General features: G+C 67.8%; 19 protein-coding genes. 5 read left to right on the forward strand and 14 right to left on the reverse strand.

The window, feature by feature from the left end:
* The first annotated feature begins 198 nt into the window (after window positions 1-198).
* The 3 genes from pepN to V3328_RS16470 all read left to right on the forward strand — a co-directional run bounded on the left by pepN (window position 199) and on the right by V3328_RS16470 (window position 6,075).
* A complete protein-coding gene (pepN, locus tag V3328_RS16460; protein ID WP_340330777.1) occupies window positions 199-2,841 on the forward strand; it encodes an aminopeptidase N in 2,643 nt (880 codons plus the stop codon).
* A 71-nt stretch (window positions 2,842-2,912) separates the two neighbouring features.
* The gene (locus V3328_RS16465; protein ID WP_340330778.1) at window positions 2,913-3,467 is read left to right on the forward strand and encodes an arsenate reductase/protein-tyrosine-phosphatase family protein; all 555 of its coding nucleotides are present in this window, start codon (window positions 2,913-2,915) and stop codon (window positions 3,465-3,467) included.
* A 370-nt stretch (window positions 3,468-3,837) separates the two neighbouring features.
* A complete protein-coding gene (locus V3328_RS16470) occupies window positions 3,838-6,075 on the forward strand; it encodes a PAS domain-containing sensor histidine kinase (RefSeq protein WP_340330779.1) in 2,238 nt (745 codons plus the stop codon).
* Window positions 6,076-6,091: 16 nt separating this feature from the next.
* Here the strand turns inward: V3328_RS16470 and V3328_RS16475 are convergent, their stop codons facing one another.
* The 4 genes from V3328_RS16475 to V3328_RS16490 form a co-directional block, all read right to left on the reverse strand.
* Window positions 6,092-9,064: a bifunctional [glutamine synthetase] adenylyltransferase/[glutamine synthetase]-adenylyl-L-tyrosine phosphorylase gene (locus V3328_RS16475; RefSeq protein WP_340330780.1), complete on the reverse strand. Its 2,973-nt coding sequence runs from the start codon at window positions 9,062-9,064 to the stop codon at window positions 6,092-6,094.
* A 78-nt stretch (window positions 9,065-9,142) separates the two neighbouring features.
* Entirely contained in the window at window positions 9,143-10,555 is a 1,413-nt protein-coding gene (locus tag V3328_RS16480) for an ATP-binding protein (protein WP_340330781.1), read from the reverse strand.
* Window positions 10,556-10,700: 145 nt separating this feature from the next.
* The gene (locus tag V3328_RS16485) at window positions 10,701-11,381 is read right to left on the reverse strand and encodes a response regulator transcription factor (protein WP_340330782.1); all 681 of its coding nucleotides are present in this window, start codon (window positions 11,379-11,381) and stop codon (window positions 10,701-10,703) included.
* Between the two features lie 119 nt (window positions 11,382-11,500).
* Window positions 11,501-13,042: a DegQ family serine endoprotease gene (locus V3328_RS16490; RefSeq protein WP_340330783.1), complete on the reverse strand. Its 1,542-nt coding sequence runs from the start codon at window positions 13,040-13,042 to the stop codon at window positions 11,501-11,503.
* 184 nt (window positions 13,043-13,226) lie between these two features.
* Between V3328_RS16490 and V3328_RS16495 the strand changes: the two genes are divergently transcribed.
* Together V3328_RS16495 and V3328_RS16500 are read left to right on the forward strand one after the other, a co-directional pair.
* A complete protein-coding gene (locus V3328_RS16495; protein WP_340330784.1) occupies window positions 13,227-13,574 on the forward strand; it encodes a type II toxin-antitoxin system RelE/ParE family toxin in 348 nt (115 codons plus the stop codon).
* 4 nt (window positions 13,575-13,578) lie between these two features.
* Window positions 13,579-13,878 (forward strand): helix-turn-helix domain-containing protein, encoded by a 300-nt coding sequence (locus tag V3328_RS16500; RefSeq protein ID WP_340330785.1) that lies wholly within the window; start codon window positions 13,579-13,581, stop codon window positions 13,876-13,878.
* A 23-nt stretch (window positions 13,879-13,901) separates the two neighbouring features.
* Here V3328_RS16500 and V3328_RS16505 read toward each other — a convergent pair whose 3' ends face one another.
* The 10 genes from V3328_RS16505 to V3328_RS16550 form a co-directional block, all read right to left on the reverse strand.
* The gene (locus tag V3328_RS16505) at window positions 13,902-15,122 is read right to left on the reverse strand and encodes a bifunctional alpha/beta hydrolase/OsmC family protein (RefSeq protein WP_340330786.1); all 1,221 of its coding nucleotides are present in this window, start codon (window positions 15,120-15,122) and stop codon (window positions 13,902-13,904) included.
* Between the two features lie 81 nt (window positions 15,123-15,203).
* On the reverse strand, window positions 15,204-15,683 hold the full coding sequence (locus V3328_RS16510) for a cytochrome c-type biogenesis protein (protein ID WP_340330787.1): 480 nt from the start codon (window positions 15,681-15,683) through the stop codon (window positions 15,204-15,206).
* A 4-nt stretch (window positions 15,684-15,687) separates the two neighbouring features.
* Window positions 15,688-17,667: a heme lyase CcmF/NrfE family subunit gene (locus tag V3328_RS16515; RefSeq protein WP_340330788.1), complete on the reverse strand. Its 1,980-nt coding sequence runs from the start codon at window positions 17,665-17,667 to the stop codon at window positions 15,688-15,690.
* An 877-nt stretch (window positions 17,668-18,544) separates the two neighbouring features.
* Window positions 18,545-18,991, reverse strand: a complete 447-nt coding sequence (ccmE, locus tag V3328_RS16520; protein WP_340330789.1) for a cytochrome c maturation protein CcmE — start codon at window positions 18,989-18,991, stop codon at window positions 18,545-18,547.
* A gap of 61 nt (window positions 18,992-19,052) precedes the next feature.
* Window positions 19,053-20,183, reverse strand: a complete 1,131-nt coding sequence (gene ccmI, locus V3328_RS16525) for a c-type cytochrome biogenesis protein CcmI (RefSeq protein WP_340330790.1) — start codon at window positions 20,181-20,183, stop codon at window positions 19,053-19,055.
* A 161-nt stretch (window positions 20,184-20,344) separates the two neighbouring features.
* Window positions 20,345-21,463, reverse strand: a complete 1,119-nt coding sequence (locus tag V3328_RS16530; RefSeq protein ID WP_340330791.1) for a hypothetical protein — start codon at window positions 21,461-21,463, stop codon at window positions 20,345-20,347.
* Window positions 21,464-21,720: 257 nt separating this feature from the next.
* Window positions 21,721-22,167, reverse strand: coding sequence for a hypothetical protein (locus tag V3328_RS16535; protein WP_340330792.1), 447 nt, complete (start codon window positions 22,165-22,167; stop codon window positions 21,721-21,723).
* 128 nt (window positions 22,168-22,295) lie between these two features.
* On the reverse strand, window positions 22,296-23,684 hold the full coding sequence (locus V3328_RS16540; RefSeq protein WP_340330793.1) for an ATP-binding protein: 1,389 nt from the start codon (window positions 23,682-23,684) through the stop codon (window positions 22,296-22,298).
* Between the two features lie 402 nt (window positions 23,685-24,086).
* A complete protein-coding gene (locus V3328_RS16545; RefSeq protein WP_340330794.1) occupies window positions 24,087-24,773 on the reverse strand; it encodes a response regulator transcription factor in 687 nt (228 codons plus the stop codon).
* 57 nt (window positions 24,774-24,830) lie between these two features.
* Window positions 24,831-25,187 carry a hypothetical protein gene (locus tag V3328_RS16550; protein WP_340330795.1) on the reverse strand — a complete coding sequence of 119 codons (357 nt, stop codon included), beginning with the start codon at window positions 25,185-25,187 and terminating at the stop codon, window positions 24,831-24,833.
* Window positions 25,188-25,262: the final 75 nt, after the last annotated feature.

A 25,262-nucleotide genomic window follows, 5' to 3' on the forward strand; every position in this document is an offset into this window, starting at 1 on the left:
GTGCCGCCGGACGACCATGACGAACCCGGAAGGCCGGGCGTACCGATGTCATCCGACATACGCCCGCCGGACCGCCTGTGATTGACGCCCGGCGACATCGGCTGTCTTCGAACCGCCACCGCTCCCGCGCCCTCGGGGGTTGGCGGGGCACGGCGAAGATTCTAAACCTCCGCTCCGCCAGCCACGGAGTGTCGCCACATGGCAAAGAACCAGGCGCCGGTTATCCGGCTCGAGGACTATACGCCTCCGCCCTATCTCGTTGATCGCGTCGACCTCGACGTCAGGCTCGAGCCCGACGACGCCCGCGTCGCCAGCCGGCTGCACGCGCGACCCAACCCGGATGGCGGCCGCGGCGAGTTCTTTCTCGACGGTGAGGACATCGAGCTCGTCTCGCTGGAGCTGGACGGCGTCCCCCTGCCCCGTTCGGACTACCGCCTCGACGACGACGGCCTGACGATCACTTCGCCTCCGGACCGAGCATTCGTCCTCGACATCTCGACACGGATCGACCCGAGCGCCAACACGCAGCTCATGGGCCTCTACCGGTCGAACGGCGTCTACTGTACGCAATGCGAAGCCGAAGGCTTTCGGCGCATCACCTTCTTCCCCGACCGCCCGGACGTTCTCGCCGTCTATACGGTTCGCATCGAGGCGCGAAAGTCGGACGCGCCGATCCTGCTGTCGAACGGCAATCTCGTCGAGACCGGCGACATTCCGGGCAGCGACCGCCATTTCGCCGTCTGGCACGATCCGTTCCCCAAGCCCTCCTATCTGTTCGCGCTCGTCGCCGGCGACCTCGGGCATGTCGCCGACACCTTCACCACGGCATCCGGCCGCGAGGTCGCGCTCGCCATCTACGTGGAGCGCGGCAAGGAGGACCGCTGCGACTACGCGCTCCAAGCCCTGAAGCGATCGATGCGCTGGGACGAGGAAGCGTTCGGGCGCGAATACGATCTCGACGTCTTCAACATCGTCGCGGTCTCCGACTTCAACATGGGCGCGATGGAGAACAAGGGCCTCAACGTCTTCAACGACAAGTACGTGCTGGCCAGCCCCGAGACGGCGACCGACACCGACTACGCCAATATCGAGGCGATCATCGCGCACGAATATTTCCACAACTGGACCGGGAACCGGATCACCTGCCGCGACTGGTTCCAGCTCTGCCTGAAGGAGGGACTGACGGTCTTCCGCGACCAGGAATTCTCCTCCGACGTGCGGTCCCGCCCGGTCGAGCGCATCGGCGATGTGCGGACCCTGAAGGCGCACCAGTTCGTCGAGGACGCCGGCCCGCTGGCGCACCCGGTCCGTCCGGAGACCTACCGCGAGATCAACAATTTCTATACGGCCACCGTCTACGAGAAGGGCGCCGAGCTGATCCGCATGCTGAAGACGCTGCTCGGCGACGGCGGCTTCCGGGCGGGCATGGATCTGTATTTCGACCGGCATGACGGCACCGCGGCCACCATCGAGGATTTCCTCGCCTGCTTCGCCGAGGCAACCGGACGCGATCTGACCCACTTCAAGTTGTGGTACCGGCAGGCCGGCACACCCGAGGTCACCGCCACCGGCCGCTACGATGCAGCCGCGAAACGATACGAACTGACACTGGAGCAGAGCTGCCGGCCGACGCCCGGTCAGCCGACCAAGGAGCCGCTCCAGATTCCGATCGTCTTTGCCCTGATCGGCCCCGGCGGCGAGGAAATCGAAGCGCCCCGGACCGCGAGCCCCAACGTCAACGGAAACCTGATCGAACTCGCCTCGCCCCGCGAGACCATCGTGTTCGAGGACCTGCCGGGCAAGCCCGTCCCCTCGCTGCTGCGCGGCTTTTCGGCGCCGGTGAAGCTGAATGCGAACCTCTCCGGGGACGATCTGCTGTTCGTCGCGCGGGAGGACCGCGATGCGTTCAATCGCTGGCAGGCCGTGCAGACTCTGGCGACCGGCATCCTGGTCGACGCGCAGGCGAAATTCGCAACCGGCGATCGGCCCGACCTCGATCCGCGTTTCGTCGACTCGCTCAGGCGTACCGCGCAGGACGGGGACCTGGATCCCGCCTTCCGCGCGCAGGTGCTGACCCTGCCGTCGGAATCCGACATCGCGCGGGAGCTCGGCCGTGACGTCGATCCTGATGCCATTCATGACGCCGGCGAATGGCTGCGCGGCCTGCTGGGCACCCGTCTCGGCGGCGAGTTGCGGGATATCTATTCCCGGCTCGGCACCAACGAACCCTACAGCCCCGACGCCGAGAGCGCCGGGCGCCGGGCGTTGCGGAACACGGCCATGACCCTGCTGGCGGCGACCGGCGACGGAGACGGCATCGCGCTCGTCGAGCGACACTATCGGAATGCCGACAACATGACCGACCGGATGGCCGGGCTGGCCGCCCTCACGCGGCGTCCCGGCGCCGCCGCCGACGATGCGCTCGCCGACTTCTTCGAGAGGTATCGCACCGATCCCCTGGTTCTCGACAAGTGGTTCACCATCCAGGCCACGGTGCCCACGCCAGAAGCCTTGCCGAGGATAGTCGACCTGACGAAGAATCCGGCCTTCTCGCTTGCAAATCCCAACCGGGTGCGCGCGCTGGTGGGCGCCTTCGCGGCCGGCAATGCGACGCAGTTCAACCGTCCCGACGGCGCCGGCTACCGGTTCGTCGCCGACATCGTCCTGGCGGTCGACCGTGCCAATCCACAGCTCGCCGCTAGGCTCCTGTCGGCCTTCCGCAGCTGGCGCTCCCTCGAACCGGCCCGCCGCGCTGCGGCCGAAGCCGAACTCAGGCGTATCGCCGCCCGGGACGGGCTGTCGCGGGACACCACGGACATCGTCCAGCGCAGCCTGGAGTAGAATTCGTTTTCCAACGCGCGTAGGCTGACGCCTCGCCAACTGCTGAAACTTGAGAAAACTACGGATCTGCGATGGTGCTCCGGTTGGCCGCGTCGACATGCAACGTCCTCTTCGTCTGCCGTTCCAACGGCGCGCGCAGCCTGATGGCCGAAGCTTTGATCAACGCACGCTTCGACGGCTCGTTTGCCGCCTGCAGCGCGGGTCTCGCTCCGCGGTCGGGCACACTGCCGCTGGTGGCGGCGACGCTGCAGTCGCATGGCCTGCCGGCGAGCGGCCTGCGCACCAAGGGCGTCTGGGAGTTCAACCGCCCCGAGGCTCCGATTTTCGATCTCGTCATCACCACCGGAGACGATGCGGAGCTCGATGCCAGCCCGACCCTTCCCGGCCGCCCCGTCTACGCCGGCTGGCGCATTCCCGACCCGGAGGCCGGACCAGATGATCCCAAGCACAGGCGGGAGCGACTGGAAGCAAGTTTCCAGCTTATCAGGCGATGCATAGATCTCTTCGCATCGCTGCCGATGGAGATGCTCGAGCGGTTGGCAATAGAGGAATCCAACGGACTCGACCTCGACGAAACGACGATTTCCATGTTGTCCGAAACGTTGCGGCCTGGCGCCTCCATTTAGCCTCGGTTTTCACTCGCGGACATTCCAAAAGCGCATAATTGCGCCACAAAACCCCTGCGAGTCCTGCGTTACAATTTCGACTCACAGCAAAGAAACCTTTCGTTAACGCAAAGTGTCGCTGGACAAATCACCCTGCATTTGATTCGAATAGTGTGATTCGGAAGAGATGCGGCGCTCCGGAGCAGAAACGGCTTGGAGCTTTCCGAAGGGGGTCTAGATGCTACGGACGGAGTCCGTAAAGCGCCTTGTGCGCGTTGGAGAAACTGTATCTGCATTTCAAGGTATCGCTAGGGAACTTGCGCGCCCCACCTATGCCGGTCTGGTAAAGGCGGAGCCGGCGTTTCGTTTTCTCATCACACCGCTGCTGATCGTGCTCTTCCTGCTGATCGGCGTGGCGACCGTCGTGCTGAACCTGCGGACCTACGAGGATGCGGCGTCCGCGGTGCGGCACGAGATGTCGATGTCGGCGGACATCCTTGCGGCACGGCTCGAGGCGATCTACCGGGACGCCAACGAGGCCGAGGGCGAGGCGTTCGCTCAGGTGGCGCTGACCGATGCGACCCGCGATCTGATGCAGCGGCAGGGCTCGACGATCCTGCTGACGGGCGCCTCCGACCGCATCCTCGCCGGGCTGCCGGACGCCTACGGCTTCCGGAATGCCGGACTGATCGACGTTCTCGGGCCGGCGCAGCCGCTCACCACCTTCGGCGCCCGCGCCGGCGTCTTCACCGCCACCCTTCCAGAAGGCGACGAGGCACTCGTCACCGTGCGCAACCTGTCGGGTCCGCTGGGAACCGTCGCCGTCATCGTGCCGACGCGGATCGTTTCGGCGATCTGGCGCGCAAACGCGGCGCTGCCGACCACCGTTTTCATCACCACCGACCTGGTGCTCCTGCTGATCGGCCTCGGCTTCCGCTGGCAGGGCAACAACCTGCGGCGGATCGAGACGCTCTACGAGACGAGCCGGCTGCGGCTGGATACCGCGCTGCGGCGCGGCCGCTGCGGCATGTGGGACTGGGACCTCGCTCGCGGTCGGATCTTCTGGTCCGGTTCTATGTTCGAGATCCTCGGCCGCTACGACAAGGACGCGCTGCTGTCGATCGGCGACGTCTCCGAAATGCTGCATCCCAACGAGGACGACTTCTACGACCTCGCCAACACGCTGGCGGAGCAGGAATCGGGCCATATCGACCGCACGTTCCGGATGCGCCACTCCGACGGTTCGTGGATCTGGCTGCGCGCCCGCGCCGAGATCGTGCCCGACCACGCCACCGGCGAACGCCACCTCGTCGGCATCGCCGTCGACATCACCGAGCAGCAGCGTCTCGCGGAGCGCAGCGCCACCGCCGACATGCGCCTGCGCGACGCCATCGAGGCGACCTCCGAAGCCTTCGTGTTGTGGGATTCGGAGAACAAGATGGTGCTCTGCAACCGCAAGTACCAGGAGCTGCACCGCCTCCCCGATCCCGTGGTCAGAACCGGCACGCCCTACGAGCGCGTGATGGAGATGAGCCGGCAGCCGATCGTTCAGCTCGACGGCAAGGTCGAGGGACCGGTCGGGGCCGGCGGCCGCGTCTACGAGGCGCAGATCGAGGACGGCCGATGGCTGCAGATCAGCGAGCGCCGCACCAAGGACGGCGGCTTCGTCAGCGTCGGCACCGACATCACCCCGCTGAAGCAGCAGGAGGAACGGCTGCTGGAAAGCGAGCGGGCGTTGCTGGCGACCGTCGCGGACCTGCGCCGCTCGCGCCAGACGCTCGAGGTCCAGGCGCAGCAGCTCGTCGACCTCGCCGAGCGCTACGCCAAGGAAAAGACCCGCGCCGAGCTCGCCAACAAGTCGAAGTCGGAGTTCCTTGCCAGCATGAGCCACGAGCTGCGCACGCCGCTCAACGCCGTCATCGGCTTCTCGGAGATCATGGAGACCGGGACCTTCGGGCCGCTGGGCTCGGAGAAATACAACGAGTACTGCCGCGACATCCGCATGAGCGGCGAGTTCCTGCTCGACGTCATCAACGACATTCTCGACATGTCGAAGATCGAGGCGGGCCGCTACCAGATCGAGATCGAGGAACTGGATCTCGGCTCGATCGCCGACGAGTGCGTGCGGATCATGTCGCTGCGCGCCGAGGAGAAGAACATCTCCACCTCCATGGACATTGGCAAGAACCTCAACCTCAACGGCGATCGCCGCGCGCTCAAGCAGGTGATGCTGAACCTGCTGTCGAACGCGGTGAAGTTCAATGTCGAGAACGGCTCGATCAAGGTGCGCGCCCGCCAGGTTTCCGGCGGCATCACGATCTCGATCGAGGACACCGGCATCGGCATCGAGAAGGCGGCGGTCCGCAAGCTCGGCCGCCCCTTCGAACAGGTCGAGAACCAGTTCACCAGAAGTCACAAGGGCTCCGGCCTAGGCCTCGCCATCTCACGCTCGCTGGTCGAGCTGCACGGCGGCGCCCTGCGCATCCGCTCGAAACCCGGCAAGGGCACCATCGTCACCATCCGCCTGCCCCAGAAGCCGGAGGTGACCCAGCCCGACCTGCTCGACCGGCTGGAACAGGACGCCCGCGGGTCGCAGTCGGAGATCGCGGAGATTTCCGGTACGGCCTAGGCTCCGGCGCCGCCCCCTACGTCCCCAGCATCCGATCGAACACGGCCCGCACGTCGGTCTGGGTATCGACGAGCAGGGCTTCCAGGTTGCGCAGGTCCGGCACGTCTGCTGCGCGGCACAACAGGCTCGACAGGCCCCGTGGCACGGCGGTCGGGTCGAACGGCCCCGTCAGGCAGAGCCGCAGTACCTGCGTCACCGCATTGTAGAGCCGGCAGGCCTGCTCGACGGTCTCGGCATCGCCCTGGTCGATCACCCCGGCCCGCCGCGCCGCGGCCAGCGCCGTTGCCGTGTTCTGCGACAGGATCTCCGGATGTTTCGCGGCGTGGGCGAGCTGCAGGTACTGGGCGATGAATTCGACGTCGATGAGCCCGCCGCGCACCACCTTGATCTCCCACGGATCGTTGCTGCCCTTTTCCTTGTGGATGCGCTCGCGCATGTCGACGATGTCGGCGCGCAGCTTCTCGGGATCGCGCTTGCGGGTCAGGACCTTGCCGATCTCCTTCTCGATCCGCCGGGCGAGCTTGTCGGGACCGCTGACGACGCGGGACCGCGTCAGCGCCATGTGCTCCCACGTCCAGGCCTCCTCCGCCTGGTAGGAGGCGAAGCCGTCGATATGGACCGCCAGAGGTCCGGCATGGCCCGACGGCCGCAGGCGCATGTCGACCTCGTAGAGCTGTCCCTCTCCGGTCGGTGCGGACAATGCGGCAACCAGGCGCTGGGTCAGGCGGATATAGTACTGGGAGGCCGCCAGCGGCCGCCTGCCGTCCGACTCGGGCTCCTCGCCGCGGTAGTCGTAGAGCAGGATCAGGTCGAGATCGGAACTCGCCGTCATCTCCCCCCCGCCGAGCTTGCCCATCGCCACGACGGCGACCGTCCCTCCCTTGACGCGGCCGTGGGTGCGGGCGAGTTCCTCGGCGGCAAGCGCCTGCAGCCGATCGACCAGGACGCAGGCGAGGCGCGCGAAGGCGACGCCCGCGTCCGTCGCGGCCACCGTTCCCGACAGGATCCGCACGCCGATCAGGAAGGCCTGCTCCTGGCCGAAGATCCGGGCGCGATCGAGGGCGTCCTCGTATCCGGTCGCCTCGCCCAGCGTCTCGTCGAGATGATGCTCCAGGTTCTCGCGATCCGGCAGCGCATCGAAGAAGTCCGGTTCCAGCACCGCTGCGATGACCCGCGGCCGGCGTCCCAGCAGGTCGGCCAGACGCGGCGCCGTCCCGAGGATCTCGGCAAGCAGGCCGAGCAGCTGCGGATTGGACTTGAGCAGCGAGAACAGCTGCACGCCGGCCGGCAGTTGCGCGACGAAGCGGTCGAAGGACAGGAAGGCGCCGTCGGGATTGGCCGTCTCGCCGAGCGCCGTCAGCAGGGCCGGGGTCAGTTCGGTGAGGCGCTCCTTGGCGCGGGTGGACCGGGTTGCCGGCACACGGCCGAAGTGCCAGCCGCGCACCGCCGCCGCCACCTGCTTCGGGTCGTTGAAGCCCATGCGCGACAGCGTCTCCAGTGTCTCCGGGTCGTCGTCGTCGCCGGTGAACACCAGGCTGCCGGCTTCGGTGCTCAGCGACGGCGCGTCCTCGAACAGTTGCGCGTAGTGCCGCTGGACGGTGCGAAGCTCATCCAGCAGCGCCTCGGAGAATGCCTCCTCCGTCTCGAAGCCCGAGAACGTCGCGAATCTGGCGAGTTCGTCCGCGGCGTCGGGCAGCGTCTGGGTCTGCTGGTCCGCGACAATCTGCAGCCGGTGTTCGATGCGGCGCAGGAACCGGTAGGCGGCGGCCAGTTCGTCGCGGGTCTGTTCCTCGATCCAGCCGCCTTCGGCGAGAAGGTCGAGCGCATCGAGCGTCTGGCGCGTTCGCAACTCCGGATGCCGTCCACCGACGACCAGCTGCTGGGTCTGGACGAAGAACTCGATCTCGCGGATCCCGCCGCGGCCGAGCTTGATGTTGTGTCCCCTGACGGCAAGGGTGCCGTGGCCCTTGTGGACGTGGATCTGGCGCTTCATCGCATGCACATCGGCCAGCGCGGCGAAGTCCATGTACTTGCGCCAGATGAAGGGGGCGATCTCGTGCAGGAAGGCCTCGCCCGCGGCAATGTCGCCGGCACACGGGCGCGCCTTGATCAGGGCGGCGCGCTCCCAGTTCTGCCCCATGCTCTCGTAGTATTCGAGCGCCGCGTCGAGGGGGATCGCCACCGGCGTCGCCCCGGGATCTGGACGCAGCCGCAGGTCGGTGCGGAAGACGTAGCCGTCTTCGGTATACTCCTGCATCAGCTTGACCAGGTCGCGGGTGATCTTGACGAACAGCGCCTCGACTTCGTCGGGATCGGCGACCTTGCTTCGGGCCGGGTCGAAGACGACGATGAGATCGATGTCGGACGAGAAATTCAGTTCGCCGGCGCCGTACTTGCCCATCGCGAGCACGATGTAGCCGCATTCGTGCGACGGCCGCCCGGGATCGGCGAGGGTCAGGTTTCCGCGCTCCGCCGCGGTGGCCAGCAGCCAGTCGACCGAGGCGGAGACAGCGGTGTCGGCGATTTCGGTCATCGCCGCGATGACCCGGTCTACCGGCCAGATCCCGCCGAGGTCGGCGAGTGCCACCAGTGCCGCCGCCTCCCCCTTGTAGCGGCGCAGCAGCCGCATCACCTCCGACCGGCTGCCCGCCTCGCGGACCGCTTCGCGCAGCGTCGCGCTCAGATCGCTCAGATGCCCGTCGGGGTCGCAGAAGAGGATCCGCTCGGTCAGCGCCGGATCGGCCGTCAGCACGCCCCTCAGCCACGGCGAGCCTTCCAGAACGCCGGACAGGAAGCCCGCCAGCTCGCCGCCCGCCGCCTTCGCCAGCGCCCGGCACTTTTCCTCCGAGGCAGCCGATGCCAGGTCGGCGAGGAACGCGGCGGCGTCTGCCGTATCGGTGACGCCGGGACGGCCGCCGTCTCCGGCTGCGGCGACGCGCGCGGCGAGCGTTTCGTCGGATTTCGTTCGACGTCTCGCCGCCTTTGCCATGACCAGTCTCCCCGCACATGTGGTTTCGGGGCACGATGGCGAGAGCCGGCCGGGGATGCAAGAAGGCAGGCAGGCAGATCAGCTGGCGGCAGGCTTTGCCCCGTTCGCGGGAAGGTCGAGAATCGCCTTCAGGCCCGGTCCATTGTCCTCGAACAGCAAGGTGCCGTCATGCAGCCGCGCGACCGCGGCGACGAGCGCCAGGCCGAGGCCGGCGCCGGGGGCCGATCGGCTTTCCTCCAGTCTGGCGAATCGCTCCACGACCTTGCCGCGGGCAGCCGGGGGAATGCCGGGACCGGCGTCGCATACGGCGATCTCCGCGCGCGGCCCTACACGGCGTACCGCCACCGTCACCCCTCGCCCTTCGCTGTCGGGCGCTTCGGGGTCCGGCCTCCCGTATTTCAGCGCGTTATCGACGAGATTGGCGATCGCCTGCCCGATCAGTTCGCGGTTGCCCTCGATCGACACGTCCTCCGGCGCGTCGACCTCCAGGGTCAGGCCGGCGTCCTCGGCGACCGGCTCGTACAGGTCGACGACGTCGCGGGCCGCCTCGGCGAGGTCCACGGTCGCGAAGCTCGCTCCCGACGCCCCGGCCTCGGCCCGGGCGATCATCAGCAGGCCGTTGAACACGGCGATCAGCCGGTCCGATTCCTCGATCGTCGTCTCCAGCGCCTCGCGGTAGCCGACCTCCGTCGGTTCCGCCCGCAATGCCGCCTCGACCCGGCCGCGCAGGCGGGTTAGCGGCGTCTTCAGGTCGTGGGCGATATTGTCGGAGACTTCCTTGAGACCGTGCATAAGGCGTTCGATGCGCTCCAGCATCTCGTTGAGGCTGGCTGCGAGCCTGTCGAACTCGTCGCCGGATCCCGACAGGCTCATGCGCTGGGACAGGTCGCCGGCCATGATCGACCGGCTGGTTTCGGCCACCGCGTCGATGCGCGCCAGAATGCGGCGGCTGACGTAGTAGCCGCCTCCGACCCCCAGCACGATCATCAGCACCGCGGCGAGCAGCGTCGCCCGCCAGATGATGTCCTGGAGCCGCTGGCGCTCCTCGATGTCCCTGCCGACGAGCAGCCGGAAGCCGCCCGGCAGCAGGAACACCTGGACCACCGCCTCGTGGCGCGTCGCACCGCTTTCGTCGAAGCGGTCGTAGGTCACCCGCAACTCGTCCTCGCCGTCGGCGTCCCAGGTGGCCGGCGGCACCGAGGCGACGTTGCCGGCCAGCCGGTTGCCCTGCGGATCCTGCACCAGGTAGAGCGAGCTGGACGGATTTCGGGTGCGTTTGTCGATGACCTGGATCAGCCGCAGGGTGCCGCCGATCCGGTACTGCTCGGCCAGCCCCTGGACCTCCGCCTCGATGGTGTTGTTGAGCTGGCGCGAAAAGATCACCCACGTGTTCCACGACAGGTAGGCGATAAGCAGGCCCGCGAAGACGGCGAACACCGCCAGGTAGATGAGCGAGAGCCGGAATGCCGTGGACTTGAGGAGCTTCAGCATGGGGCGGTCATGCATCCGGATGCGGCTGGGAGCAAGCTGCGAGCTCCCGTCCGCCGTCCGGCCAGGCGGCCGCGGAAGCTCGAGTTTGCCTTGCGTCCCGGTACGAGGCGTCCCTCGGACTCGAAGGGCCCGGGAAGGACAATCCTCAGACCTCGCCGTCCCGGATCATGTAGCCGGCGCCGCGCACGGTATGGAGCAGCGGCGAGGCGAAGCCCTTGTCGATCTTCGAGCGAAGCCGCGACATGTGGACGTCGATCACGTTGGTCTGGGGATCGAAGTGATAGTCCCACACGTTCTCGAGCAGCATCGTGCGGGTGACCACCTGCCCTGCGTGGCGCATCAGGTATTCCAGCAGGCGGAATTCGCGCGGCTGGACGGGTATCGACGTGCCGCCGCGCTGGACGCGGTGGGCGAGCCGATCGAGTTCCAGGTCGCCGACCTTCAGGACGGTCTCGACTTCCGGCGAGCCGCGCCGGCGTCCGAGCGCCTCGACGCGCGCGACCAGTTCGGAAAAGGCGTAGGGCTTGGCCAGGTAGTCGTCGCCGCCCGCGCGCAGTCCCTTGACCCGGTCGTCGACCTCGCCGAGCGCTGACAGGATCAGGACGGGGGTCGAATCGGATTTCTGCCGCAGGTCGGTGATGATCGACAGGCCGTCGCGCTTGGGCAGCATCCGGTCGATGACCAGGACGTCGTAGCTGCCGCCGTTGGCGAGGGCATAGCCCTCCTCGCCGTCGGAGGCGAGATCGACGCTATGGCCGGACTCGTTGAGCCCCTTGGCCAGGTACTGCGCCGCCTCGCGATCGTCTTCCACCACAAGAATCTTCATGGAGACGAAGTCTACGCGATCGGCGTGGGAAACGGCAGACCGGAAGTTCCGGTCTGCCGTCCGAGACGGCGTTGCGGCGGGGGCGAGAGGAGACCGCACCGTCCCGTTCCTTGCCTGCCTCAGGCCTTCGGCAGCGACAGCGCGACGAAGCGCTCGTTGTCGCCGCTCTTGACCTTGAGCAGGACAGCCTTGCGACCCTTCTCCTCGGCCCGTGCAACGGCCTTGGACAGGTCGTCGGGGTTCTTGATGTCCTGGCCGCCGGCTTCGACGATCACGTCGCCTTCCGACAGGCCCTTGCGGGCGCCTTCGCCGTCCGGATCGACCTCGGTAATGCGCACGCCGCCGCTGTCGTCGCCGGCCGGCGCAAACACCAGGCCGAGTTGCTCGTTGCGGACATCGGCGCCCGGCATCTCTTCGGCCGGAGCCATGGCGACCTGCTGGTTCTCCGACGGCTGGGCGCCGAGCACGATGGTCACGTTCTCGATGTCGCCATCACGCCAGATTTCCAGCTTCGCGTCGTCCTTGGGATCGAGGTCGCCGATCTTCCGGGCGAGATCCCGGGCATCCTCGACGGTCTTGCCGTTGACCGACAGGATGACGTCGCCCGCCTTGATGTCCGAGTTGCGGGCCGGACCGGAATCCAGGATCGACGCGATGATCGCACCGCTCGGCTTGTCGAGGCCAAGGCTCTCGGCGATGTCCTCGTTGACGGGCTGGATCTGCACGCCGAGCCAGCCGCGGCTGACCGTGCCGGTTTCCTTCAGCTCGGAAATGACCGACTGGGCGATGTCTGCCGGGATCGCAAAGGCGATGCCGACATTGCCGCCGGATGGCGAGAAGATGGCGGTGTTCACGCCGATCACCTTGCCTTCGATGTTGAAGGTCGGACCGCCGGAATTGCCGCGGTTGACCGGAGCATCGATCTGGATGAAGTCGTCATAGGGGCCCGAGCCGATGTCGCGGCCGTCGGCCGAGACGATCCCGGCGGTGACGGTGCCGCGCAGGCCGAAAGGATTGCCGACCGCGACCACCCACTGTCCGACGCGTGCGTCGTCACTGGCGAACTCGACATAGGGAAGATCCTCGTCGGCCTCGATCTTCAGGAGCGCCAGGTCGGTCTTGGAATCCGAGCCGATCAGCTTGGCGTCGTATTCCTTGCCGTTGGTCATGCGGACGGTGATCTTGTCGGCTTCGTCGGAGACGTGGTTGTTGGTCACCACGTAACCGTCGCCGGAAATGATGAAGCCGGAGCCCTGGCCCATGGTCGGGCGCGACTGCGGGCCGCGGCTGGGGCCACGGTCGCCGAACTGGTCCTCGAAGTCCCTGAAGAACTTGCGGAACGGCGAGTTGTCCGGCAGGTCCTTGAATTCCGGCATGCTGCGGAAATCGGGCATGCTGGGGCCGCCGCGGACCATGTCCGCGCTGTGGCCCTCGACCTCGACGCTGACCACCGCCGGGCTGACCTGTTCGACCAGGTCGGCGAAGTCGAACGGATTGACTGCCGGGGCCTGAACCTTGGCGCTGACGTTCTCCGCCGAGGCGTTATCAGGCGTCAGCAGACCGGTGCCCGCGGCACCACCGGCAATCGCCAGCGCCGCCGTGCCGGCCATCAGCACGGAACGGAAACGCCGGGGCTCGGTGGCTCTGTGGTTATGGGGCATGTAATTCTCCTCGTATCGATCTCGAGCGGGTCATGTTTACCCCCCGCCGTGACACCGAATATGGGGTAGGTCGCCTTACAGCCGCCTGTCGGGAGAATTAATTATCGGTAAGGATTGGAGAGGCTGGCGGCAGAGTCACTGAAGCCATGTTGACAAAGTACGGAATTTCCGTACTTTTGGATACGTGCACACAGTCGTTGAAACCGCTGCCTATCTGAGTGCCGCAAAGAGTGCCGGCTTGAGCGACGAGGACCGGCGGGCAGTTGTCGACCTTTTGGCCGCGGAGCCCGAGTCCGGAGACCTCATGCAAGGCACTGGCGGGTGCCGTAAACTTCGGATCGCCGGACGCGGAAAAGGCAAGAGCGGCGGATATCGGCTGATCACCGCATATGTCGGACGGAACTACCCCGTCTTCCTGTTGACGGTCTTCGGGAAGAACGAGAAGTCAAACCTCACCAGGTCTGAGCGCAACGAACTTGCAAGGCTCACTGACATCCTGGCAAAGACCTACCGAAAGCACGCTCCGGAGTGAAATCATGAGCAAACGTGCGTTTGAAAAGATCAAGTCGGGACTGGAAGAGGCCATTGCCATTTCTCGGGGAAATGCCGACGCTGCGACCTATGTTGTCCACGTTCCGGAGCAAGTGGACGTCAGGGCCATTCGGAAAGATCTTCGGCTGACGCAAAGGGAGTTCTCGACCCGCTACGGGTTCAACCTGGCCCGGCTGCGTGACTGGGAACAGGGCCGATCCCACCCTGATAGTGCGGTTCGCGCCTACCTGAAAGTCATTTCCGAGGAGCGGGAGGCTGTGGAGCGGGCCCTCCGTGCCGCCTGACGCCTGCCGACGACCATACCACCTCACCCGTCCAGCTTCGTGACGATCGCGCTGCGGCCGTCCAGCGTCCGGTGGACCGGGCACTTGTCGGCGATCTCCAGGATCTTCGCCTGCGTCGCCTCGTCATAGTCGCCCTCGACGCTTATGTGCCGTTCGAAGCGGTCGATCCGGCCGACGAACCCGTCGGCGCAGTCCGCGCAGTCGTCGGCATGGATCTTTCCGTGCGTGACGGTCACCCTCACCCGCCCCAGATCGAGCTTTTTCCGTTCGGCGTACATGCGCAGCGTCATCGACGTGCAGGCCGCCAGCCCGATCGAGAGGAAGTCGTAGGGCGTCGGCCCGCTGTCGGTGCCGCCCTTGTCGACCGGCTCGTCGGCCAGCAGGCGGTGCGGCCCGACGCGGACGAACTGCTGGAACGCGCCTTCGCCCGATTCCATCACAGTGACGCCCTCGTCGTGGGACACCGCCTCGGCGGCCGGCGCGATGTCGAGGTAGCGCGCCACCCAGGCGGAGATGATCTCGGCGGCGAATGCCGCGTCCCTGCGCCGGGTCAGCAGATGGTCGGCCCCGTCCAGCGAGATGAAACCCTTGGGATGCTTTGCTGCGTCGTAGATCAGCCGTGCGTTCTCGATACCGACCGTATCGTCGGTCGGCGAGTGCAGGACGAGCAGCGCCTTGCGAATATGCGCCACCTTGTCCAGCAGGTCCTGCGAGCGCACGTCGTCGAGGAAGTGCTTGCGGATCCGGAACTCGCGCCCCGCCAGGCTGACCGTCGCCTCGCCCTTCTCCTCTATGGCCGCGACCTCGGCGGCGAAGCTCTTGATCACGTGTTCGGTGGAAGCCGGCGCACCTATGGTGACCACGGCGACGGCCTCGGGCACCGCGCTCGCCGCCGCCAGCACGGCCGCGCCGCCGAGACTGTGTCCGATCAGCACGCGCGGCGCCTCGTAGGTCTCGCGCAGCCAGTCGGCGGCCTTCACCAGGTCCTGGACGTTCGAGGAAAAGTCGGTATTGGCGAACTCCCCCTTCGAGGAACCGAGACCGGTGAAGTCGAAGCGCAACACGGCGATGCCGCGCTTGGCGAGTTCGGTCGAGATGTGGGAGGTGGCGAGCTGTTCCTTCGAACAGGAAAAGCAATGGGCAACCAGCGCGAACGCGTGGATCTCGCCGGCGGGAAGGTCGAGCCGGGCCGACAGCTCGTCGCCGAGGCTCCCGGTGAATGTCACGCGCTGTCCGATGGCCATCTCGCCGTCTCCTCCTGATTGTTGCCGGAGACAGGTTGTAGAACACCGGCGCCGCCGGCGAAACGCCGGACCGGCCGGGGTTCAGTCGCGCGCGTCGAGCAGTTCCGCGATCCGCTTCTCCTCCTCGGCCGACAGTTTCGCCGGGTCGCCGCGGCGGCGGCGCGTCGCGATGACGACGGCGATGCCGCCGAGCAGCAAAAGCACGACCGGGGTCAGCCAGAGGATCAGGTTGTGCGCCGCGAAGGTCGGCCTCAGCAGGACGAACTCGCCGTAGCGCGCGACGATGAAGTCGACGACTTCGCCGTCGCTGTCGCCGGCCTCCAGGCGCTCGCGCACCAGGATGCGCAGGTCGCGGGCCAGCGGTGCGTCGGAATCGTCGATCGACTGGTTCTGGCAGACCAGGCAGCGCAGTCCCTCCGAGATATCACGTGCCCTGGCCTCGAGCGCCGGGTCGTCGAGGATTTCGTCTGGCTGCACGGCCAGGGCGCCGGGCGCCGGCGGGCCGGCGAGGCAGACCAGGATCGCAAGGACGGCCAGTACGGGGCGCGTGAGGTGGGGCATGCGTCTATTCCGCCGGGACGGCCGAGGCCGTGCGCAGGCGGCGCGGGGCGCCGACCCTGAGCCGCCGGTCGGACAGCGACACAACGCCGCCGAGGACCATCACCACCGTGCCCAGCCAGATCAGCGTGACGAACGGCTTGTAGTAGGCCCGCACGGCGATCGATCCCGTCTCGCCGCTGTCTCCGAGCGACAGGTAGAGCTGGCTGAAGCCGAAGGTGCGGATCGCGGTTTCCGTCGTCTGGCGGCCGGTCGCAAGGTAGACGCGCCGGGCCGGATCGAGATCGCCGATCTCTGAGCCGCCGCGCCGGATCGTGAAATGGGCGACGGAATCGCGATAGTTCGGCCCCTGGCGCGGCGCGAAACCGTCCAGCGTCAGCTCGTATCCCGCGATCGACAGTGTATCGCGGGGCGACATGGAGACGATCTTCTCGCTTTCGTAGGCGGTCACCGCGACGATGCCGATCACGGTCACGCCGACGCCGGCATGCGCGAGCGCGGTGCCCCAGGCCGAGCGCGGCAGGCCGGCTGCGCGGCGCAACCCGACCCCGAGCGGCCCGGAGAACAGCTTGGTGCGGAACACGATCTCGGAGGCCGCGCCGAGGATCAGCCACGCGCCGATGCCGATGCCGACGGGCGCGAGGACGGGGCCGCCGACGGAGAAGGCATAGACGCCGATCATGACGGCGAGCGCGATGCCGGCCGCCGCCATCAGCCGCTGCGACACCGCCAGCAGGTCGCCGCGCTTCCAGGCGAGCATCGGCCCGAACGGCACGGCGATCAGCAGCGGCACCATGATCGGCGCGAAGGTCGCGTCAAAGAACGGCGCGCCGACCGAGATCTTCGCCCCGGTTAGCGCCTCCAGCGCCAGCGGGTACAGCGTGCCGACGAAGACGACGCCGCAGGCCGCCGACAGGAGCAGGTTGTTGAGGACGAGCGTCCCCTCCCGGCTGATCGGCGCGAACACGCCGCCCGCCTGCAGGCTGCCGGCGCGCCAGGCGAACAGCGACAGCGCCCCGCCGACGGCGAGCACCAGGATCGCCAGGATGAAGACGCCGCGCGTCGGATCGGAGGCGAACGTATGGACCGAGGTCAGCACGCCGGAGCGCACCAGGAACGTGCCGAGCAGGCTCAGCGAGAACGTCAGGATCGCCAGCAGGATGGTCCACACCTTGAGCGCGTTGCGCTTCTCCATGACGATCGCAGAGTGCAGCAGCGCCGTGCCCGACAGCCAGGGCAGGAAGGAGGCGTTCTCGACGGGATCCCAGAACCACCAGCCGCCCCAGCCCAGTTCGTAGTAGGCCCAGTAGGACCCAAGCGAGATGCCGAGCGTCAGGAAGCACCACGCGGCGAGCGTCCACGGCCTGACCCAGCGCGCCCAGGCGGCGTCGACGCGGCCCTCGATCAGCGCGGCGACGGCGAACGAGAAGGCGATCGAGAAGCCGACATAGCCCGCGTAGAGCAGCGGCGGATGGAAGGCGAGGCCGGGGTCCTGCAGGATCGGATTGAGGTCGCGCCCCTCCGCCGGCGCCGCCGCGATCCGCAGGAACGGGTTCGACGTGCCGAGGATGAACAGCAGGAACACCGCCGAGATCCACGCCTGTACCGACAGCACGGTGGCGCGCAGAGTGTCGGGCAGGTTGGTGCCGAACGCCGCCACCAGACCGCCGAAGAAGGCCAGGATCAGCACCCACAGGATCATCGACCCCTCGTGGTTCCCCCAGGCGCCGGAGATCTTGTAGAGCAGCGGCTTGGCGGAGTGCGAGTTCTCCCAGACGTTGAGGACCGAGAAGTCCGACTGCAGGTAGGCCCCGATCAGGGCCACGAACGCGACCAGCACCAGGACGAACTGGGCGAGCGCCGTGCTCGGCCCGACCGCCATCATCGCCGGATCGCCACGCCTGGCACCCCACAGCGGCACGATCGACTGCGCGAGCGCGACCGCAAGTGCGAGGATCAGCGCATAGTGGCCGAGTTCGGGGATCACGTTGCAGCCTCCTGGTCGGGTCTCTGGTTCCGGCCCGAACGCCCGGCCGCCGCGGCGGCGGCCCCCGGACCTGCGGTGACGGGCCTCGTGCGCAAGGCACTCGAAACGCGGCGCGTTTCCGCTGGAGCGGACCATTCTCCCCAGCCCTCGGCTTCGGGCCTCGCGCGTAAGGCACTCGAAACGCTGTCGCGTTTCGTCCGCTGGCGCGGAGCGTGCCTTACCCCCCTCTCCATCTCTCCCCCACAAGGGGGGAGAGGGTTCATTGCGGCCGCCGCCCGTTGTGGACCGCCACGATTGCATTTGCTGCACGGTTTCAGAACGAGTGTGTCTCCATGCCTGGCGCCTTGCGCCCCTCTCCCCCCTTGTGGGGGAGAGATGGAGAGGGGGGTCCGCCGCGCAGCGGCGGCGCAGGCGGCCGGCTCGATGCCGGCTGACGGAGCCCGGCCGCTGCCTACCCTGGACGAAAAGCCCGCGCTCCGCCCCTCCGGGGACACGCAATTCCGGGGCATGAAGCCACGACGGACGAAGGCCACACGGCCCCCTCTCCCCCCTTGTGGGGGAGAGATGGAGAGGGGGGTGAGCACCGGTGCCGCGCAGCGGCAGCGAAAGCGCAGCTTTCGCAGGGGCGAACGCCCGAGGCTCGCAGCCGAGGGCCGGAAGAATGGTCCGCGCAAGGGGACGAAACGCGTCGCGTTTCGAACGACGAACGCCCGAGGGTTGGAGCCCGGTGCCGCGCAGCGGCAGCGAAAGCAACGCTTTCGCAGGGCGGAAACGCGCTCCGCTCCGGCGGAGCGCAGGGCGCCGAGGGCTGGAGCACCCTGGGACGGCTCGATGCCGTCTAATTGCGCACGGCCGATGCTCACCCGCAATGCCCCGGTCACTGCGGCTTCTCCTCGCCCATCCAGTGGCCCTGCTCCTTGAGGGCGTCGGCGACCTCGCGGGGCATGTAGGTCTCGTCGTGCTTCGCCAGAACCGTGTCGGCGACGAAGATGCCGTCGGCGCCCAGCATTCCCTCCGTCACCACGCCCTGCCCCTCGCGGAACAGGTCCGGCAGCAGGCCGCTGTAGACCACCTTGATCTCGTGGGCGGTGTCGGTGACCGTGAAGTGCACGGTGGTGCCGTCGAGCCGCTCGACGCTGCCGTCCTCGACGAGGCCACCGAGGCGGATGCGCTTGCCGGGCGCCAGGTTGCCCGCGACGACGTCGCTCGGCGAGTTGAAGAAGACGATATTGTCCTGGAACGCCACCAGCATCAGGCCCACGGCGGCGAACAGGATGGCGCCGGCCACGCCTATCAGGACCAGTCGACGCTGCTTGCGGCCCATGTCAGCTCCTCAATTCCCCGTGCCGTATATCACGTCGGTCCCGCATGCGCCCCGACGCCCGTCAGGACCTTTCCAGTCCGAGCGCGCGGGCGGCCGCGTCGATGCGCTCTGAGGCCGCCACGTCGTCGGGATAGTTCTGCCGGGCCGAGGCGAGCGCGCCGCGGGCCTTGTCGGGCTCCCCGAGCACCACGTAGGCCCGCGCCAGCCGCAGCCAGCCGTCGAGATCGCGGCCGTCCTCGGCCAGCCGCCCGGCCAGTCCGTCGACCATCCCGGCGATCATCTGCGCCCTGTCCTCGGCCGACATCGCCTGGGCCGCCGCGACCTCCTCGGCGGACGGTCCCGGCATGTCGCCGGCGCCGGCGACGTCGCCGACGTCTTCGCCGAGTCCGGCCAGCCGCCGGGTCACGGCTTCGCGCCACGGCGCGTCCGGCGGCGTGTCGGCCAGCAGGGCGCGCCATTTCGCCACGGCGCCCTCCGTGTCGCCGTCCTGCTCGGCGGCAATGGCGAGGAAGAACCGCGCCTTCGGATATCCCGGCGCGTGTTCGAGCGCCCGCTCGAACGCCGCCTTCGCCTCGGAGGTGACGATGCCGTCGCCGGCCACCACCAGCGCCTCGCCGTGGTCCGCCTCGCGCTCCGCGGTCGAGCCCAGCAGCCGGACCGCGTTGGCGTAGGCGGCGGCGGCCTCGCGGTAGCGGCCGAGCCGCATGTAGACGGGAGCGACGACTTCCCAGCCCTGGCCGTCCTCCGGGTTCTCGGCCAGGTGTTCCTCGACGCGGGCGACCAGCACGTTGACGTCCTGCCCCTGCGTCGGCGCCTCGAGCCGCGCCGACAGCGGCTGTCCCGGCAGGTCGGGAGAGCCCAGCAGCAGGTAGGTCGCCAGGCTGAACAGCGGCAGCAGCACGATCACCGCCACGGCCACCGGCCGCGCAAGCGAACGGACCGGGCCGGTATCCCTGGCCGCCCTGTCGGCGGCGAGCAGCCGGCGACCGACCTCGATCCGGGCGGCCTGCGCCTCTGCGCCGTTGATGACGCCGCGCTTCAGGTCGGCCTCGACCTCGCGGAGCTGGTCCTTGTAGACGGCAATGTCGGACTCGCGGCCCGACACCTGGCGGGCGCGGGCGCGGCTGAGCGGCACCAGCACCGCCAGGACGGCGATCCCCGTCAGGACCGCGAAGGTGACCCACAATAGCATTCGTCGTTCCGGTTCGCCGCACGCCGTGCATCGCGGCGCGGCCCTGCCCTTTCCCTGCCGCCGCCAGCGGCGTCCGTGTCTAGATATAGGTTGGGCGACAATTCACGAAACGGCAAACCGTCGCAAGGGGCGGCGGGGCGTGCAGGGTCCGTCGTGACTGCCTAGTCCGCAACGGCAAGTTTTCTCCACGACAGGACGACGACCGCCGAAGTCAGCGCCATCGCAACCGGCGCGAATTCGAGGCCCCTGTCGAGGAACAGGCCCGCCAGGAATGGACCGGCGAAACCGCCCGCCAGAGCCGAAAACAGGATCATCCGCTGCATATAGCCGCTCGTCCTGTCGCTGACATCGCCGAACATGATGGAAGACAGAATGTTGAACGAGAGTTCGAACAGCACGAAACCCGCCACGACGATGACGAAGACCTTGCCCGAATACATCGCCAGGATCGAGGCGATCAGGGCGCCAACGACAACCAGCACGGAGCGACCCGACCATTTCCTGTAGATGAAGAATGCGAACATCAACAGGATACCGACAGCCCCTTTGGCGACCGCGGTCGCCAGGCTGGTTGCATTCAACCACGAGGTGGATGTCGCGATGTAGAGCCCTGCATTCGCAAGAAACGCTATCTGTCCGGCGAACAGGACAAAGATGGTCGTCAACGCGATCACGCTGCGCCAGTTCAGATGCGCAGGTCCCAGTGCCGCATCGCTGCTTCTATCGGACCATTCCGCCTTCGACGCGTTGCGCGCCGACAGGAGGATGATCGCAACCAGGACAACTATCATCGTCAGAATGGCGCTCGGATACGATGCCTGGTCGCCCCGGACATAGATCAGGAACGCAACGACGCCCGACACGACGAGTGAAATCGACAGCCGCACGGCGAATACGCGCTTCACGTTCGCTGCGTCGGAGGCCGCCCGGAACCCGGCATAGATCAGTCCACCGCAACACAGGCCCACCAGCAACCAGACCAGCAGGAGAGCCGGTGGCGAGGCCGACGAGTTCGAAAGGGACAGGAAAGAGACGAGGAGGACGGAAAGCACGAGAACGACGCGTCCGGTCAGGCGTACGGGACGCAGGACCGGAACGGCTGCTGCGATTATCTGCCCGAGGAAATAGGCCGATAGCGCCGCGTTCGCCTCGGTGTAGGTGAAGCCGTCTTCGCCGGACAGCCTTTCGATCCATATGGTCGAAAGGTGAAGAGGCACAGAGCCGATGGAAGAAAGCGAGATTATTCCGATAAGGTTCGGCTCAAGGAATGACCTGGTCATCCGTGGAAAGCCCTTCGGCGAGAAAAATGACTTCCTGATACCTCAGATCTACAACAAGCACGATAAAATATACGCTGAGCTCTCTATTATTTTTTTGCAATAATCAAGGATTCCGCCCACCCTTCGGGACCGGCTTCCAAAGTAGCATGCAGGTTCCCGCAAGGGTAGTAGCGGTGCGCCGCACCGCCTCCTGCTTCCCGCCGAATGGAAGGCAACAGGCCGCTGCGTGAGGGGCGGGCCGTTAGTCGTTCCCCGCGCTACGATTCCGCCAGCCACGACCCGTCCGGCTGGCGGCAGGCGGTGCCGCTGGCGGCGTCCTGGCGGCCGTCGATGTAGATCGCATGGCTGTAGTCGCGGCAGGCCGTGCCGCCGCGGCTGTAGGTCTCGCCGGGGATGACCTCGCCGTAGACGTTGTCGTCGGGATCGCGCCAGACGACCGGCGAGCCGGCCGGGCCGTACTGCAGCGCCTGGTACTCCGCCTCCATGGCGCGGCTGCGCGCCTCAGCGTCGACGGCGGCGCCGATCCGGTTGCCGATCAGGCCTCCGGCGACGGTGCCGCGGCCCGCCTCGGGTCGGCCGCCGGCCTGCGTCCCGATGCCTGCGCCCGCTGCCGCGGCGCCCGGCCCCGGCGTGCTGCGTCCGGAGTCGCAGGCCGACAGCGAAGCGCCGAGCACGGCGATGGCCGCCAGTTTCGTCAGGTGCATGGATCGAGAAACTCCGGAAAAGCGTCCGTCCGCCGCCCGGCCGGGAAGGCGACGGCGATGGGGACGGCTGCGCCGCAGATTGCGGCCCCGGGGTGGAATTTCAGCCCAAATGGGGCGTCAGCATGGCGTCACGCCGAAGGCAGGCGCAATTGCGCGCGCAATCCGCCGAGCGGCGAGGCCGACAGCTCGAAGCTGCCGTTGTAGAGGTCGGCGAGATCGCGGACGATCGACAGGCCGAGCCCGGAGCCCGGCTGCGATTCATCGAGCCGCCTGCCGCGCCGCGTCGCCTCGCTGCGCTGGTCGGCGGTCAGGCCGGGCCCGTCGTCCTCGACGACGATCTCGATCATCGCGCGCCCGCCCGCGCCGCCGTCCCTCGCGCCCTCCTTCGGGGCGTCGGCGATCCTGCGACCGGACAGCCGCACCTGCGACCTCGCCCACTTGAAGGCATTGTCGACGAGGTTGCCGAACAGTTCCTCGAGATCCTGCTTCTCGCCCTGGAACCTCAGCCCCGGCTCGATGTCGACGTCCATCGAGACGCCGCGGTCGGCGTAGATCTTGGCCATCGCCCGGCCGAACGTCGCCGCCAGCGGCTCGACCTCGGTGACGGTGGTCACCACGCCGCCGGTCGCGGCGACCCGCGCGCGGTCGAGATAGTAGTCGATCTGGTGGCGCATCAGCCCCGCCTGTTCGACGACCTTTTCCCCCAGCGGCCCCTTCGCCGCGCGGGCCTCGTTGGTGATGACGGAGAGCGGCGTCTTCAGCGCGTGGGCGAGATTGCCGACATGGGTGCGGGCGCGCTCGACCGTCTTGGCGTTTGCCTCGATCAGCGCGTTGACCTCCTCGGTGAGCGGCGCGATCTCGCGCGGATAGGAGCCGGGAATGCGTTCCGTCCTGCCCTCGCGGATCGCCGTCAGCGCCCGGCCGACGGCACGCAGCGGCCTCAGGCCGATCGCCACCTGCACGACGGAGATCGCCACAAGGCCGATCCCGAGCAGCGCGAACACCGCCAGCAGCCGGTTGCGGAACCGCGCGACGTCGGCCTCCACCACGTCGAGGTCGGCGGCCACCGCGAAGGCGAGCCGGTCGCCGCTGCGGTCGAACAGCACCAGCTGTTCCATCGCCCGCAGCCGCTCACCGTTCGGCCCGTCGATGTCCATGACGCGCTGGAAGTTTGCGTCGAACGGCGTCTCCTCGACGTTGAACAGGTTGAGGCGACCGTTCGCCAGCGACGGCGACGTGATCACCTGGTCCCGGTCGCCGAGCCGGATCGCCTGCCAGTACCAGCCCGACAGGAAGCTCTCGAAGCGCGGGTCGCCGAGCTGCGGATTGCCGTAGATCTGGCCGACCTCGTCCTGCTGGATCGCCGCGACGACGTTGAACAGGTGGAGGTTGAGGATCGCCTCGAAGCTGCGCTCCCGGTCGGCGCGGTAGAAGGTGATCAGCACCAGGTAGGCGATCGCAAGCGCCGCGAGGCTCCAGACCGCGGCCATCACGAACAGCCGCAGCGCCAGCGACACGGGCTGTCTTCGGGAAGAAGGGGTCATGGTCGCCCCGGTGTCATGGTCGCCCCGGCGTGGCGAAAGCTCCGGGGTCGGACGCCTGCCTGGCCCGTCGAGGGCCAGCCACGCGATACCCCCCTCCCCTACCCTCCCCCGCAAGGGGGGAGGGAGAATTGTGGGGCAACCGCCTCGCGATACGGCCGGCGGGATGTCGATGTTCGAAGACAGACCTGGAAGGCACCGGCACCGACTCGCGCCACTTGCCGTATCCGCCCCCTCCCTCCTTGCGGGGGAGGGTCGGGGAGGGGGGTACACCTGATCGACCCTCGACGGGTCGATCGGGTGCCGAAGGCACATCCCGGGACCCCGGCGAAGAGCGGCAGGCACGCTGCAATGGCGAACGTTCGACCAACGGGGCCGTCAGTCCGCCGCGGCGGAGGCGTTCGGGGCCGGGGCGTTGATCGAGTAGCCGAGGCCGCGCACCGTCTCGATGATGTCGGTACCGAGCTTCTTGCGCAGGCGCCCGACGAATACCTCGATCGTATTGGAATCGCGGTCGAAATCCTGGTCGTAGAGATGCTCCACCAGCTCCGTGCGGGAGACCACCTTGCCCTGGTGGTGCATCAGGTAGGAGAGCAGCCGGAACTCGTGCGAGGTCAGCTTGACGTAGGTGCCGTCGACGGTGACGCGCGAGGAGCGCGTGTCGAGGCGCACCGGCCCGCACTCCATCTCCGACGACGCGTGGCCGGCGGCGCGGCGCAGCAGCGCCCTGACCCGCGCCAGCACCTCCTCCATGTGGAACGGCTTGGCGACGTAGTCGTCTGCCCCGGCGTCGATGCCGGCGACCTTGTCCGACCAGCGGTCGCGCGCCGTCAGCAGCAGGACCGGCATGTTGCGGCCCTCCTCGCGCCAGCTCTCCAGCACGCTGATGCCGTCCATCTGCGGCAGGCCGATGTCGAGCACCACCGCGTCGTAGGGCTCGGTGTCGCCGAGGAAGTGGCCCTCCTCGCCGTCGGTCGCCGAATCGACGGCATATCCCGCCTCGGTCAGCGCCTCGACGAGCTGGCGGTTCAGGTCCTTGTCGTCCTCGACGACCAGAATGCGCATCGCGATCTCATCCCAGTTTCGGTCCCGCCTCGCCGCCCGGCCGGGCGAACCGGCCGGTCAGTTGGCGGGAACCGTGACCTGCCGGCGGGTCGGCGGCCGCTGACCCGTCGGATCCTTGATCAGCACCGTCACCACGCACACGGTCTGGCCGCCCTGCTGCACCGCCCGCGGCGCGCCGATGACCTGACCGCCCTGCGCGGCGGCGGCGGCCGCCGCGGCCGCCCCGCAGTTGCCGGCGGCAAGCTGCACGGGCGCCGGGCGGGGGCCGAGCGGATTAGCCGCCTCCGCCCCGGCGGCGGCGCAAGTGTCGCCGAGCCCGGTCGGGCACGCAAGGGCCCCGCCGGTGCTCGCGGATACGGAACCCGCCGCGGCTATCGCCAGGACGGCTACCATGATCGTGAGGACGTGTTTCATGGCGCGGACCCTAGTGCGGCCTGCCTGAACCGCCGATGAACGGAACGTTCAGCCAGCCGCCGATCGCCGGGTCCG

Source organism: Microbaculum marinum, assembly GCF_037855135.1.
GTDB classification, from domain to species: Bacteria; Pseudomonadota; Alphaproteobacteria; order Rhizobiales; family Tepidamorphaceae; genus Microbaculum; species Microbaculum marinum.